The organism is Rhizobium sp. SSA_523, assembly GCF_030435705.1.
Classification (GTDB): Bacteria; Pseudomonadota; Alphaproteobacteria; order Rhizobiales; family Rhizobiaceae; genus Neorhizobium.
Genome location: NZ_CP129381.1, coordinates 317,226 through 330,132, shown reverse-complemented (window position 1 = coordinate 330,132; position 12,907 = coordinate 317,226). Strand labels below are relative to the sequence as shown.

The following is a 12,907-nucleotide window of genomic DNA, read 5'->3' as shown; positions in this document are numbered from 1 at the left end:
GGTCTTATTTCTGCCAGCTCTTCACGAGTTCGTCGTAATTGACCGTGATCGGCTTTTCCTTCTCGTTCTCGATCTTCAGCTGCGGGGCAAGATTGCCCTTTGCCGCAGCATCCTTGTTCCAGTAGGCGAGGTCATGTTCCTCGGCCAGCTTCGGGCCGATATCGCCCTGTACGCCCGCACGCTCCAGCCGCTGAAGCACCTTTTCCTGTTCGGCGCAGAGCGAATCCATCGCCTCCTGCGCCGTCTTGGCACCCGAGGAGGCATCGCCGATAGCCTGCCACCAGAGCTGCGCCAGCTTCGGATAGTCCGGAACATTGGTTCCCGTCGGCGACCATTGCACGCGGGCCGGCGAGCGGTAGAACTCGATGAGACCGCCGAGCTTCGGTGCGCGATCGGTGAAGCTCTTGTGCTGGATGGTCGACTCACGGGTCAGGGTCAGGCCGACATGGCTCTTCTTGACGTCGACCGTCTTGGACGTGACGAACTGCGCATAGAGCCAGGCAGCCTTGGCGCGGTCGTCCGGCGTGGATTTCAGAAGGGTCCAGGAGCCGACATCCTGGTAGCCGAGCTTCATCCCATCCTTCCAGTAGACACCATGCGGGCTGGGGGCGAAGCGCCATTTGGGCGTGCCATCGGCATTCACGACCGGCAGACCGTCCTTGACCATATCCGCGGTGAAGGCTGTGTACATGAACATCTGCTGCGCCACCTCTCCCTGGCCCGGAACAGGACCGGATTCGGAGAAGGTCATGCCCTGGGCGGCCGGAGGCGCGTAGGCCTTCAGCCAGTCCAGATATTTCTGGATTGCATAGACCGAGGCAGGGCCATTGGTATCCCCACCGCGCGCCACGCAGGAGCCCACGGGCCGCGAGTTCTCATCAACCTTGATCCCCCATTCATCGACCGGCAGGCCGTTGGGCAGACCCTTGTCGCCATTGCCCGCCATCGAGAGCCAGGCATCGGTGAAGCGCCAGCCGAGCGAGGGATCCTTCTTGCCATAATCCATATGGCCATAGACCTTCTTGCCGTCCATTTCGCGGCCGGTGAAGAATTCGGCGATATCCTCATAGGCAGACCAGTTGACCGGCACACCCAGATCATAGCCGTATTTGGCCTTGAAATCGGCCTTGTTCTTCTCGTCGTTGAACCAGTCATAGCGGAACCAGTAGAGGTTCGCGAATTGCTGGTCCGGCAATTGGTAGAGATCGCCGTCCGGCGCGGTGGTGAATTTCAGGCCGATGAAATCCTGCAGGTCGAGGCCGGGATTGGTGACATCCTTGCCGGCATTGGCCATCCAGTCGGTCAGCGAGCGCGCCTGCTTGTAGCGCCAATGGGTGCCGATCAGATCGGAGTCATTGACATAGGCATCGTAGATGTTCTCGCCGGACTGCATCTGCGTCTGCAGTTTTTCGACAACATCGCCCTCGCCGATCAGGTCGTGGGTGATCTTGATCCCGGTGATCGCGCTGAAGGCCGGGGCCAGCACCTTGGATTCATATTCATGCGTGGTGATCGTCTCGGAAACCACCTTGATCTCCATGCCGGCAAAAGGCTTTGCGGCATCGATGAACCATTGCATTTCCTTTTCCTGGCCCGCCCGGTCAAGAGCGGACATGTCCTTGATCTCGCTGTCGAGGAACTTCTTTGCCGCCTCCATGTCGGCAAAAGCAGAACCGCCCATGGCGAGCAGCATCACCGCCGTCGTTGTCAAAAGTCTCTTTCGCATGTTCATCCTCCCGAAGTTTGCGAAACGTGATTATCGATCTACATGCCGGATGAAGGCCAAGCCCCCAGACGGCAATTCCGGTTTAGACGAAGCGGAATACGCCGATGGCGTAGACCACCGAGAGGGCAAGCGCCCACCAAAGGCTCGGCCCTCCCAGACCAAGCCATGCCAGATGGATGAAGGCCGACCCCAGAAGCGAGATGAAGAGGCGGTCGCCGCGGGTCGTCTCGAAGCGCAGGATGCCGACCCTCGGACTGCCGCCCGGCCGAAAGTATTCCCAGACGCCCATGCCGGCGATCAGGGTGAAGATGGTCACGAAGAACACCGCCGTCGGAAGCGTCCAGGCCATCCAGGTGAAATCCATCGCAACCTCCCTTCAAACACGACCAAGGGCAAAGCCCTTGGCGATGTAATTGCGGACGAAATAGATCACCAGCGCGCCGGGAATGATGGTCAGCACGCCCGCGGCCGCCAGCACGCCCCAGTCCATGCCGGACGCGGAGACCGTGCGGGTCATGGTCGCGGCAATCGGCTTCGCGTCCGTGGTCGTCAGGGTCCGGGCGATCAGCAGTTCGACCCAGGAGAACATGAAGCAGAAGAAGGCGGCAACGCCCACGCCCGAGGCGATCAACGGCATGAAGATCTTGGTGAAGAAGCGCGGGAAGCTGTAGCCGTCGATATAGGCGGTTTCGTCGATTTCCTTCGGCACCCCGGACATGAAGCCCTCAAGGATCCAGACCGCCAGCGGCACGTTGAACAGGCAGTGCGCCAGAGCGACGGCAATATGCGTGTCGATCAGCCCGAAGGCGGAATAGAGCTGGAAGAACGGCAGGGCAAAGACGGCCGGAGGCGCCATCCGGTTGGTCAGGAGCCAGAAAAACAGGTGCTTGTCGCCAAGAAAGCGGTAGCGGGAAAAGGCGTAGGCCGCCGGCAATGCCGCGGTGACCGAGATCACCGTATTCAGCGCAACGTAGATGATGGAATTGATGTACCCGCCATACCAGGACGGATCGGTGAAGATCACCCGGTAATTGTTCAGGGTCGGATCGCGCGGCCACAGCGACAGGGCGCCGAGGATTTCGGTATTGGTCTTGAAGCTCATATTCGCCAGCCAGTAGATCGGCAGGAGCAGGAAGACGATGTAGAGCGTCGGGATGAGGAAGCCGAAGCTGCGGCGGCTCTTGCTGGTGTTCATGGCTGCCTCCTCACGACGGGTTTTCATCGCTCTGCGTCATGACGGTGTAGAAGACCCATGACAGCAGCAGGATGATCAGGAAATAGATGATCGACATGGCCGCGGCCGGCCCAAGATCGAACTGGCCGACCGCCATTTTCACCAGGTCGATCGACAGGAATGTGGTGGAATTGCCCGGACCGCCGCCGGTGACGACGAAAGGCTCGGTATAGATCATGAAGCTGTCCATGAAGCGCAGGAGAACCGCGATCAAAAGCACGCGCTTCATCTTGGGCAACTGGATATAGCGGAAGACCGACCAGCGCGACGCCCCGTCGATTTTCGCCGCCTGGTAATAGGCATCCGGAATGGAGACGAGGCCGGCATAGCACAACAGGACGACAAGGCTCGTCCAGTGCCAGACATCCATGACGATGATGGTGGCCCAGGCATCGACTGAGTCCTGCGTATAATTGTAATCCACGCCGAGGCTGTTCAACACATAGCCGAGCAGCCCGATATCGACGCGGCCGAAGACCTGCCAGATCGTGCCGACCACGTTCCAGGGGATCAGGAGCGGCAGCGCCATCAAAACGAGGCAAACCGGCACGCCCGGCCCCTTCTTCGGCATGTTCAGGGCGATCAGGATGCCGAGCGGCACCTCGATTGCCAGGATCACGCCGGAAAAAAACAGGTTGCGCGCCAGAGCATCCCAGAAGCGGGCGGAATGCAGGATCTGCACGAACCAGTCGGTGCCCGCCCAGAAGAACTGGTTGTTGCCGAACGTATCCTGGACCGAGTAGTTCACCACCGTCATGAGAGGGATCACCGCGGAGAAGGCGACCAGCACAAGCACGGGCAGCACCATGAACCAGGCTTTGTTGTTCCAGGTCTTTCCCATGTCTCAGCCCTCCATCTCGGCGCGCCAGGATCCGGCATAGATGCCGATGGCGTCTGTCTTGAAGCTCAGCCGCGCATCCTCCGGTATCGGCTGGTCCTCCGGCACGACGATCGCGAGCGGATGCCCCTCGAAAATGGCGCGGACGATCTTCTGGCGGCCGATGTCTTCCACCTTCACCACGCGGACCGGCATGCCTTCCCGGCCAAGCTGCAGGAATTCCGGGCGAATGCCGAGTTCCAAGCGATCGGTCGTCTTGATCCGCGGCCGTCCGGCGAGCGCGATCACCTGGTCGCCGAGCCTTGCCTGCGCCCCATCGATCTCCACGGGCATGACGTTCATGCCAGGCGACCCGATGAAATAGCCGACGAAAGTGTGCATCGGCCGCTCGAAAAGATCCGCCGGTGTCCCGATCTGGACGATCTGGCCGTCATGCATGACGACGACCTTGTCGGCAAAGGTAAGCGCCTCCGTCTGGTCATGCGTGACATAGACCATGGTGAAGCCGGATTGCCGGTGAAGCCGCTTGAGCTGGGAGCGCAGAACCCATTTCATGTGTGGGTCGATCACCGTCAGCGGCTCGTCGAAGAGGATGGCGCTCACATCGGAGCGCACGAGGCCGCGCCCCAGCGAGATCTTCTGCTTCTGGTCCGCCGTCAGTCCCTGCGCCTTCTTGGAGGCCATGGAGGCGAGATCGATCATGTCGAGGATATGGTCGACCCGGCGCTTGACCTCGGCTTCGGGAACCTGCCGGTTGCGCAGCGGAAAGGCCAGGTTGTCGTAGACGGTCATCGTGTCGTAGATGACGGGGAACTGGAAGACCTGCGCGATATTGCGTTTTTCCGTCGGAAGATCCGTCACGTCCTGGCCATCGAACTCTATCCGGCCCTCGGAAGGATAAAGCAGCCCGGAAATGATGTTGAGCAGTGTCGTCTTGCCGCATCCCGAAGGGCCGAGCAGCGCATAGGCGCCACCATCCGCCCATTCGTGATGCACTTCCTTGAGGGCATAATCGCCGGCAGCAGCAGCCTTGGCGCTGTAGGCGTGGCGGATATGGTTGAGATTGATGCGTGCCATCGGCTCTCCCTCACGCTGCTTCACGGCTGGCATCGGCCAGCGACCGGCCGGTCGCCGGGTCGAATGCCATCAGGTGACGGGTATCGAGATAAATCTCGAGCGCGCGATCCTCCTCGATATCGTGGATGCCATGGGTCAACAGAACCCATTTCCGCTCGGCAAAGCTGACATGGATGAAACTCTCCGAGCCGGCCAGTTCCGAAAGTTGTGTTCGCGCGGAAAGCCCATGGGTCGAAGGCCCGGCTTTGAGCGACAAATGATGCGGGTGGAAGGCGATCGTCACCGGTCCTGCCGGAACGTTGCCGAGATGCGCAGGAACCGGCAGCACGGCCACTCCGCCGAGCAGGAGCCTGTCGCCGTCGCGCACCAGGTCGATCGTGTTCAGCGGCGGATCGGCGAAGGTCTTCGCGGTTCGAAGATCGGCAGGTTTGCGATAGACGTCGATGGTCCTGCCGAACTGCGTCACTCGCCCTTCGCTCAGCGTCGCCGTATTGCCGCCAAGCAGCAGCGCCTCGGACGGTTCGGTGGTGGCATAAACGAAGATCGCACCTGACTGGGCGAAGATCTTCGGCAGTTCCTCGCGCAATTCCTCGCGCAGCTTGTAATCGAGATTGGCCAGAGGCTCGTCGAGAAGGACGAGATTGGCATTCTTGACGATGGCGCGGGCAAGAGCCGTTCGCTGCTGCTGTCCGCCGGACAGGCTGAGTGGCGTGCGATCAAGGTAAGGCGTCAGTCGCAGCAGATCTGCCGCCTTGCGAACCTCCCGGTCGATCGCTGCGGCATCCTTGCCGGCGATCCGCATGGGCGATGCGATATTCTCATAGACGGTCAGCGCCGGATAATTGATGAATTGCTGGTACACCATGGCGACATTGCGCTTCTGGACCGGCAAATGGGTAACATCCTGCCCGTCGAAAACGATCGCGCCGCTGGTCGGGCGATCCAATCCGGCCATCAGCCGCATCAACGACGTCTTGCCGGACAGCGTCGGCCCCAGAAGGACATTCAACGTTCCACGGTGAAGCGTGAGGTGCGTCGCATGAATATGGACGTCACGCCCCACGATTTTCGAAACGTCGCGCAATTCCAGCATCGATAACTCGGGCCTCCCAACCCTCGCAGTCATGACCGGGGCGGCTCACCGCAAAGACGCGCCGAGCCAACCGCCAACTCTCTGCCCGCAACCGGATCAGCGATGCGCCGCGGGCAAAACACCCCTTGCGCAGCCAAGACAATCGCAGTGTAACGGCAGGTCGAACCATGCGGACATCAGTCAAACGCCCCTCCCAAGGCACGCAATGGCGCGCTCCCCATTCGAAACGGGAAGCAAAGAACATGAACCTCTTTCAATAAATCTACAAGCACAGGCCCGAAGCAGTATACGGCGAAAATCGCCGAATAACGCTCGCAAAACAACCTAAAGCGAACCTACAACGAATGTCAAACGAAACTTCCGCGCTTTCGAAATGACCTGTGGGCGCAAAGCTTAGGTCATATAGCTCGACGGGAGGACGTGATCTGAGCCCTTCGGCGTCGGAGATGTGCGGATCTAGAAATGGAACGACGAATGCGGGAAGTGCAAGCGCAATGGCGCACAATGCCGTGAACAGAGGTCGCCGCAGGAAACCAGCCTTGTTCGCCGGCAGGCGGAAGGGGTTGGTCGTCAGGCTCGTGCTTGTGGAGAGCGGGGAGAATGCAATGCGGCGGGAACGTGCCTGCAGCCGTGTTACGGCGAATGAGCGAGGCAGCCGCCTGACGGGTTACCGGGAAACCGGGCCTCGCGGCACATGCTTGGAATTGGAATATGCGATCAGGAAGAAGACGAACGAAGGGGAGGCGCATGCAAAACATGCGCCTCCCCTTTGGCATCAGTCGATGATCTGAACGACCTGACGCGTCGACGGCTCGACGATGACGCGGCGTTCATTCACCACGGCATAGCCATAGGTCGGGTTTTCCGGAACCGGCGTCACCACGACGGTGGACGGCAGAGCCTTGCCGACAACCACCTGCTCCTGCACCACGACCGGGGTGCTCGGCATGGGAGCCTCGCGTACATAGGTCACGACCTGCTGCGGCGGCGGATCGATCGCCGTGCCGGCGATAGCGCCGACCACGCCACCAACGGCCGCACCGACGGGACCGCCGACGATCGCACCTGTGACTGCGCCACCGGCAGCGCCATTGACGGTGGATGACTGCGCCATGGCCTGGCCCGAAAGAAGAGCAAGCGCTCCGACGGCGACAAACAGCTTGTTATACACGATGTTTCTCCTGTTCCTGTTGTACCGACCAGACAACGAGCATCCTCTTCTTCCGTTCCGCGGCAGGGACCTCAGTCCCCACCAGGGACTTTGGTCCGATGGGACGGAAAGGGGTCAGGCGTTCAGGGTCTTCTCGAAGGGCCGCTTGAAGTCGGAGACGGAAGGTCCGCGCACCACCCGGTAGCGCGCCTCGACCATATTGTAGAGACCGAAGGCTGCGAGCCCTGCCGCAAGAATGATGTAGAGAACACCACCGAAGGGCAGCTGCCTGAGGGATGCCAGGGCATCGGCAATGCTGCCTGCCTGCTCGGCATCGACGGCAAAGCCGGCATAGGCAAAGAGAACGCCGGTGATGGCAAACACGACGCCCCGGGCGACCAGGCCGTAAATGCAGATCCACGTGACGATCTGCCTGGCGCTCGGGATCTGCAGATATCGCTCGAACCGCCGGGTGATGCCCTTCCAGGAGGTGACCATCCCGCCGATGATGAAGCCGATGCCGATCAGGATCACCAGATAGGAGCCGAACGGCATCCCCATGACCCAGCTGGCCAGGCCTTTTTCGCCGGACCCGCCGCTGCCACCCGTTCCGAGAATGGCATGGCTGAGGGCGAAGACGGCAAGGCCGATATAGGTGAAGGCGCTGCCGAGCATGGCCAGGCGGATGATCAGCCCCTTCCAGTCCTTTCCGTGACCGTCGCTATCGGCCAGCGCTTGCGCCAGCCGCCAGGCAACGAAGCCGAGAAGGCCGAAGCCGATCAGCGCCACCCATAAGCGGCCGAGCGGCTGCTCCAGCACGCTTGCGACGGCAGACTTGGAATCGGGCTCGCCGCCGGCGACACCCGAGAGAAGGGCAAGCGCGGCGATCAGGAGGAAGACCACCCCGCGGGCCGCGTAACCGGACCTCGCGAGATGTTCGAAATTGGGTGTCCGGGACATGGCGGTTTCCTGTGGAGAGAGTGCTCCATCGCAAACGCGTGACCGTTGAAATGGTTCGCCCCTGCACTTTGGCCCTGGCGCTCTTGCTCCCCGACATGCCGTCGACCCGACCTGCCCGACGCATATCGCCAGGCCCTGAGCGGCGGCGTCGTGCGACCTTGTCGGCTAGGAAGCCGCAGGGCCGCCAGGCCGTGCAATCCCTGGTTAGTGGTGAGCGCCCTAGAGGTCGCTCCCGCCCGCAGACGCCGCTTGGCCTCAGGCGAAATACCAGCGGACGAACCGGTCTCTCACGCCATCGACATGCGCTTCCATTGCAGCCCGCGCGCGGCTGGCATCGCCGGCTGCGATAGCCTCCAGCACGGCAATGTGCTCCATGGCCTGGTGTTCGAAATTCTTTTCCATCCGCACCACATGGCACATGCGGGCACGCTGACGAATATTCTGAACATATTGCTTCAGGATTGGCCGACCGCTGGCCTCGGCGATGAATTCGTGGAAATCGTCATCATATTTCCAGAAGGGCTCGAGCTCCATTTCCGGATTGGCCGCCACCTCGCGGCTCTTCTGCAAGATCGCGTCGAGACTTGCGGGACCATGGCGTTGTGCGGCCTGGGCTGCAGCCTCACCCTCCAGCATGCGGCGGATGATAAGGATATCCATCAGCTCCTCGATCGCCACCTGTTTGATGACGATGGTGCCATTGGACAGGCGCTCCACCAGCCCCTCGCCCACCAGCCGGTTGATGGCGGCGCGCATGGGGGTTCGCGACGCGTTCAGCTGATCGGCGAGCGCCCGTTCGGTAAACACCTCGCCCGGCTGCAATTCCTGCGCCAGGATGAGGCTGCGGACATATTGATAGGCTTGCTCTGTCAAGCTCACTGTCTTCTTGCCTGCCATTGTGACCATTTCGCTAGCCTCGGCCATATGCTCTCTCCCCACTGTTTGCGTGTGCCGCGAGCCACGCAACAACTATCCTCGTTAATCCAGCCCGCGGCGGAATGCCAGTCGTGGCGCTCTCTCCGTCCGTTCACGACAATTTATGCTGCGGCGCGATGAATCTCTTTACACCAGAATATTCTTCTATAAAAATCCCATCAGGATCCGCTTGGGATACCAGCGGTATTCACCATCAGCATAACGCATTTGCAGACGGAGTGCCTCGTGAATTTGCAACCCAGCCCACTGACCGCGGAGGCCTTTCTGGGATTCGGTGAAGTGATTGCCCATCGGGGACACGAACGTCGCCATTATTTCCCGCTCCACGGCAGCGACGGACTTGCCCAGACATTCTGGGTGACAAAGGTGGCCGAAGCCATCTCCTTCCCGTTCGAGATCGACCGGATGGAGCGCCACCCGCATTCGGACCAGGCATTCTTTCCGCTTTCGGGCCAGCGCATGCTGATCGTCGTCTGCCCCTCGCTTGCGGATGGTTCGCCGGATCGATCGGATCTGCGAGCCTTTGTCTCCAAGCCCGGCCAGGGGATCTTGTACCGCCGCAACGTCTGGCACGCGGGAATGTCGGTGCTCGACCTGCCGTCGGAATTCGTCGTGACCATGGCCATGGGCGAGGCGGCACCCGATACCGATGTCTTCTTCCCGCTGGACGAGCCCTTCCATGTCACGTCCGAGGAGAGCGCCTGATGCAGAACCGCCATCCGGACCGCAACTTCGAGGGCTACGGCAGGAACCCGCCCGATCCGAAATGGCCCTCAGGCGCGAAGCTCGCGCTCAACTTCGTCATAAATGTCGAAGAGGGTTCGGAGCCCTCCATCGAGGATGGCGACGCGCAAACCGAATCCGCCCTGACCGAGGGCGCCTCGGGCCAGTTTCCCGGCCGGGACCTGGCGGCGGAATCGATGTTCGAATATGGCAGCCGCGTCGGCTATTGGCGCCTTGTCCGGCTCTTCCAGGAGCGCGGCATGCCGGCCACCATCATGGCATGCGCTCTGGCGCTCGAACGCAATCCGGCGATCGCGGCTCATATTCGCGAGACCACGCTTTTCGATGTCTGCGCCCATGGTTACCGCTGGGAACACCATCGCGGCCTGACGCGCGACGAGGAGAGGGAGCGCATTGCCCGCACCCTTGCCTCCATTCGGGAAACCACCGGGCGCCAGCCGGAAGGCTGGTATTGCCGTTACGGGCCGAGCATGAACACGCGGCAATTGCTCAGCGAGAATGGCAGCTTTCTCTACGACAGCGATGCCTACAATGACGAATTGCCCTACTGGCGTGACGTCGATGGCAAGAGCCATCTTGTGGTCCCCTATAGCCTGACCAATAACGATGCCAAATTCATGCGCGGCAGCATCGACAGCGGCGAAGCATTCTTCCGCATGCTGCGCGAGAGCTTCGACATGCTGCTTTCGGAGGGCGCAACCGCGCCGAAAATGATGTCTGTCGGCCTGCATTTGCGCATAGCCGGACATCCGGGCCGCGCCTCGGGCCTGAAACGCTTTCTCGACCACGTTGCCAGCCACGGCGATGCGGTGTGGGTCACCACCCGCTCCGCTATCGCCCACCACTGGCGGCGTCACCATCCACCGCAAGCATAGTTCGACAAAAGGGGAACTTAAAAATGAAGACAATGCTTCTTTCCACCATCGCCGGCGTCATGGCATTGACCCTGGCCTCCACAGCCACCGCCCAGGACGCAGCGCCGCTCGTTGTCGGCTCCGACTTCGGCGTTGCACCCTGGATGGTCAGGGGCGCGAACGGGCCGGAAGGCTTCGGCGTCGATCTGATCAACGCCGTCGGCGAAAAGATCGGCCGACCCAAGGTCGAGATCACCGACGTCAATTTCTCCGGTCTCTTCGCCGCGCTTTTTGCCGGCCGTATCGACATCACCGTCAACCCGTTGAACATCACCAAGGACCGCAGCGAGAAAATGCTGTTTTCCGAGCCGATCTTCGCGACCGGCAACGGCTTCATCGTCGCCAAGGGTGACAAGATCGGCGGCTTCGAGGATCTGAAGGGCAAGGCCATTGCCGTCAATCGCGGAACCCTCTCCGATACCTGGGCAACCGCGAATGCGGAGAAATACGGCTTCGAGGTCCAGCGCTACGATACGTTCCCGGATTCCGTCCAGGCGGTCCTCACCCGCCGCGCCTTCTCCGCGCTCAACGAGATCCCGACCACCGTCTATGCCGCGAGCAAGAATCCGATGATCGAGGTCGCCTTCAAGGATTTCGATGGTCGAAAATTCGGCTATGCCTTCCGCAACGACGACCAGGCGCTGCGCAACAAGGTGGAAGACGCCATCGAATGCCTGAAGAAGGAAGGCGTTCTCGTGGCGCTCTATGAGAAGTGGTACAACGAGAAGCCGGCGGCCGACAGCCCGCTGAGCACAGTCTATCCGGGCTATGGCGCCCCGGACTTTACCGGCTACGATGCCACGCCGCATGAACTCGCCTGCAAATAAATCCTGACAGCGGAGGCCGCGGACCCTGGTTCAGCGGCCTCTTCCGGGAGTGCGCCATGCAGAAAATCATCGACAACTATCTCAATTGGGAGATCCTCAAGGAGGCATTTCCCGACGTGCTGGCGGGTTTCTGGGTGACGGTCCAGGCCTCGCTCGCCGTCATCGTCATCGGCCTGATGACCGGGCTTGTGCTGGCCATTCTCCGGTGCCTGCGCAATCGCATCATCGATGGGGTGATCACCACCTATATCGAGATCTTCCGTACCCTGCCGCAGCTCGTGGTACTGATCTTCGTCTATTTCGGCCTGCCCTATCTCGGCATCGCCTTCTCCCCTTTCCTGGCAACGGTCTTCGGCCTGGCCGCAGTCCTGTCCGCCTTCGCGGCTGAAATCTTCTGGGCCTCCATCGTCGCAGTGCCGAAGGGGCAATGGGAGGCGGCGACGGCGCTTGCCTTCAAGCCATGGCGCACGCTCTCTTACATCATCCTGCCGCAGGCGGTGCGCCTTGCCCTGCCGCTCGTCACCAATCGCTCGATCGCGATCACCAAGGGCACTGCGCTGGGTGTCGCGGTCTCGCTGCAGGAGACTCTCGGCGCCGCGCAGAGCATCATGTCGATCAAGGCCAATCCTTCGCCGCTGACGCTCGCCGCCTTCTTCTACCTTCTGTTCTTCATCCCGCTGGTGGCCTTCAGCCGCTATGTGGAACGTCGATACTCCCATTGAGGAAACGGGCATGGAACTTCTTCTGCTCAATTTTGCCAATATCGACTCCTTGAAGCTCGTCTACCCCCTGCTTTTGCAGGGATTGCAGCTGACCCTGCTATTGGCGGCCGTCGCCTTGCCCCTGTCGCTGCTCTCCGGCCTGACGGTTGCGGTCGCCTACAGTTTCGCAAATCCGGGCATACGCCGGCTGATGGTCGTGGTCATCGATCTTCTGCGTGCCTTTCCGGTGCTCGTCCTGCTCGTGCTCATCTATTACAGCCTGCCCTTCTTCGGGCTGACGCTTGGCAGCTTCACCGCCGTCACAGTGGCGCTGGTCATTAACAATACCGGCTATTTCAGCGAGATTTTCCGCGCAGGACTGGAATCGATCCCCAAGGGTCAGCACGAGGCCGCGGCAGCGCTTGGCTTTCACAAGTTCCGCGGCATGATTTACATCATCCTGCCGCAGGCCATCCGGAAAGTCGTCGCACCGCTCGCCAGCAACTCGCTCGAACTCGTCAAAACGACGTCGATCGCTTCGCTGGTGGCGCTTCCCGAACTTCTCCGCTCTGCCCGCGTGGCGCAGGAGCAGACCTACAATCCGACCCCGCTGACGGCTGCGGCCGTCATCTTCTTCATCATGCTCTGGCCCTTCTCCCATTGGGTGTCGCGCCTGGAGCGCAAGGCCATTATCGGAAGAGGATGAG

At 61.1% G+C, this 12,907-nt stretch carries 14 protein-coding genes; 5 read left to right on the top strand and 9 right to left on the bottom strand.

Annotated features, from left to right (window positions below; translation table 11 throughout):
- Positions 1-4: 4 nt before the first annotated feature.
- The 9 genes from QTJ18_RS02910 to QTJ18_RS02870 all read right to left on the bottom strand — a co-directional run bounded on the left by QTJ18_RS02910 (position 5) and on the right by QTJ18_RS02870 (position 9,002).
- Positions 5-1,726 (bottom strand): ABC transporter substrate-binding protein, encoded by a 1,722-nt coding sequence (locus QTJ18_RS02910; RefSeq protein ID WP_252752126.1) that lies wholly within the window; start codon positions 1,724-1,726, stop codon positions 5-7.
- 82 nt (positions 1,727-1,808) lie between these two features.
- Complete coding sequence (locus tag QTJ18_RS02905) at positions 1,809-2,090, bottom strand: DUF2160 domain-containing protein (protein WP_252752127.1); 282 nt, start codon at positions 2,088-2,090, stop codon at positions 1,809-1,811.
- Between the two features lie 12 nt (positions 2,091-2,102).
- Positions 2,103-2,921 (bottom strand): carbohydrate ABC transporter permease, encoded by an 819-nt coding sequence (locus QTJ18_RS02900; RefSeq protein WP_252752128.1) that lies wholly within the window; start codon positions 2,919-2,921, stop codon positions 2,103-2,105.
- 10 nt (positions 2,922-2,931) lie between these two features.
- Positions 2,932-3,801: a carbohydrate ABC transporter permease gene (locus QTJ18_RS02895; RefSeq protein ID WP_252752129.1), complete on the bottom strand. Its 870-nt coding sequence runs from the start codon at positions 3,799-3,801 to the stop codon at positions 2,932-2,934.
- Positions 3,802-3,804: 3 nt separating this feature from the next.
- Complete coding sequence (locus tag QTJ18_RS02890; RefSeq protein ID WP_252752130.1) at positions 3,805-4,875, bottom strand: ABC transporter ATP-binding protein; 1,071 nt, start codon at positions 4,873-4,875, stop codon at positions 3,805-3,807.
- A 10-nt stretch (positions 4,876-4,885) separates the two neighbouring features.
- Positions 4,886-5,968, bottom strand: coding sequence for an ABC transporter ATP-binding protein (locus tag QTJ18_RS02885; protein ID WP_252752131.1), 1,083 nt, complete (start codon positions 5,966-5,968; stop codon positions 4,886-4,888).
- Between the two features lie 775 nt (positions 5,969-6,743).
- Positions 6,744-7,082 (bottom strand): DUF1236 domain-containing protein, encoded by a 339-nt coding sequence (locus QTJ18_RS02880; RefSeq protein ID WP_252752421.1) that lies wholly within the window; start codon positions 7,080-7,082, stop codon positions 6,744-6,746.
- Positions 7,083-7,253: 171 nt separating this feature from the next.
- The gene (locus QTJ18_RS02875; protein WP_252752132.1) at positions 7,254-8,078 is read right to left on the bottom strand and encodes a DUF1206 domain-containing protein; all 825 of its coding nucleotides are present in this window, start codon (positions 8,076-8,078) and stop codon (positions 7,254-7,256) included.
- A gap of 255 nt (positions 8,079-8,333) precedes the next feature.
- Entirely contained in the window at positions 8,334-9,002 is a 669-nt protein-coding gene (locus QTJ18_RS02870; RefSeq protein ID WP_252752133.1) for a GntR family transcriptional regulator, read from the bottom strand.
- A 237-nt stretch (positions 9,003-9,239) separates the two neighbouring features.
- On the opposite strand from QTJ18_RS02870, the gene QTJ18_RS02865 reads away from it, so the two are divergent.
- The 5 genes from QTJ18_RS02865 to QTJ18_RS02845 are packed head-to-tail and all read left to right on the top strand — an operon-like array spanning position 9,240 to position 12,906.
- The gene (locus QTJ18_RS02865; RefSeq protein WP_252752134.1) at positions 9,240-9,719 is read left to right on the top strand and encodes an ureidoglycolate lyase; all 480 of its coding nucleotides are present in this window, start codon (positions 9,240-9,242) and stop codon (positions 9,717-9,719) included.
- A complete protein-coding gene (locus tag QTJ18_RS02860) occupies positions 9,719-10,633 on the top strand; it encodes a polysaccharide deacetylase family protein (RefSeq protein ID WP_252752135.1) in 915 nt (304 codons plus the stop codon). Before QTJ18_RS02865 ends, QTJ18_RS02860 begins: the two co-directional genes overlap by 1 nt.
- A 23-nt stretch (positions 10,634-10,656) precedes the next feature.
- Positions 10,657-11,499, top strand: a complete 843-nt coding sequence (locus QTJ18_RS02855) for a substrate-binding periplasmic protein (RefSeq protein WP_252752136.1) — start codon at positions 10,657-10,659, stop codon at positions 11,497-11,499.
- A gap of 56 nt (positions 11,500-11,555) precedes the next feature.
- Positions 11,556-12,221, top strand: a complete 666-nt coding sequence (locus tag QTJ18_RS02850; RefSeq protein WP_252752137.1) for an amino acid ABC transporter permease — start codon at positions 11,556-11,558, stop codon at positions 12,219-12,221.
- Positions 12,222-12,231: 10 nt separating this feature from the next.
- A complete protein-coding gene (locus tag QTJ18_RS02845) occupies positions 12,232-12,906 on the top strand; it encodes an amino acid ABC transporter permease (RefSeq protein ID WP_252752138.1) in 675 nt (224 codons plus the stop codon).
- Position 12,907 lies beyond the last annotated feature (1 nt).

Excerpts from the sequence above, each read along its gene's own strand:
- QTJ18_RS02880 (WP_252752421.1), bottom strand. The coding sequence starts at position 7,082 with ATGGCGCAGTCATCCACCGTCAATGGCGCTGCCGGTGGCGCAGTCACA.
- QTJ18_RS02895 (WP_252752129.1), bottom strand. The coding sequence starts at position 3,801 with ATGGGAAAGACCTGGAACAACAAAGCCTGGTTCATGGTGCTGCCCGTG.
- QTJ18_RS02910 (WP_252752126.1), bottom strand. The coding sequence starts at position 1,726 with ATGCGAAAGAGACTTTTGACAACGACGGCGGTGATGCTGCTCGCCATG.
- QTJ18_RS02885 (WP_252752131.1), bottom strand. The coding sequence starts at position 5,968 with ATGCTGGAATTGCGCGACGTTTCGAAAATCGTGGGGCGTGACGTCCAT.
- QTJ18_RS02905 (WP_252752127.1), bottom strand. The coding sequence starts at position 2,090 with ATGGATTTCACCTGGATGGCCTGGACGCTTCCGACGGCGGTGTTCTTC.
- QTJ18_RS02870 (WP_252752133.1), bottom strand. The coding sequence starts at position 9,002 with ATGGCCGAGGCTAGCGAAATGGTCACAATGGCAGGCAAGAAGACAGTG.
- QTJ18_RS02845 (WP_252752138.1), top strand. The coding sequence starts at position 12,232 with ATGGAACTTCTTCTGCTCAATTTTGCCAATATCGACTCCTTGAAGCTC.
- QTJ18_RS02850 (WP_252752137.1), top strand. The coding sequence starts at position 11,556 with ATGCAGAAAATCATCGACAACTATCTCAATTGGGAGATCCTCAAGGAG.
- QTJ18_RS02860 (WP_252752135.1), top strand. The coding sequence starts at position 9,719 with ATGCAGAACCGCCATCCGGACCGCAACTTCGAGGGCTACGGCAGGAAC.
- QTJ18_RS02900 (WP_252752128.1), bottom strand. The coding sequence starts at position 2,921 with ATGAACACCAGCAAGAGCCGCCGCAGCTTCGGCTTCCTCATCCCGACG.
- QTJ18_RS02875 (WP_252752132.1), bottom strand. The coding sequence starts at position 8,078 with ATGTCCCGGACACCCAATTTCGAACATCTCGCGAGGTCCGGTTACGCG.
- QTJ18_RS02855 (WP_252752136.1), top strand. The coding sequence starts at position 10,657 with ATGAAGACAATGCTTCTTTCCACCATCGCCGGCGTCATGGCATTGACC.
- QTJ18_RS02890 (WP_252752130.1), bottom strand. The coding sequence starts at position 4,875 with ATGGCACGCATCAATCTCAACCATATCCGCCACGCCTACAGCGCCAAG.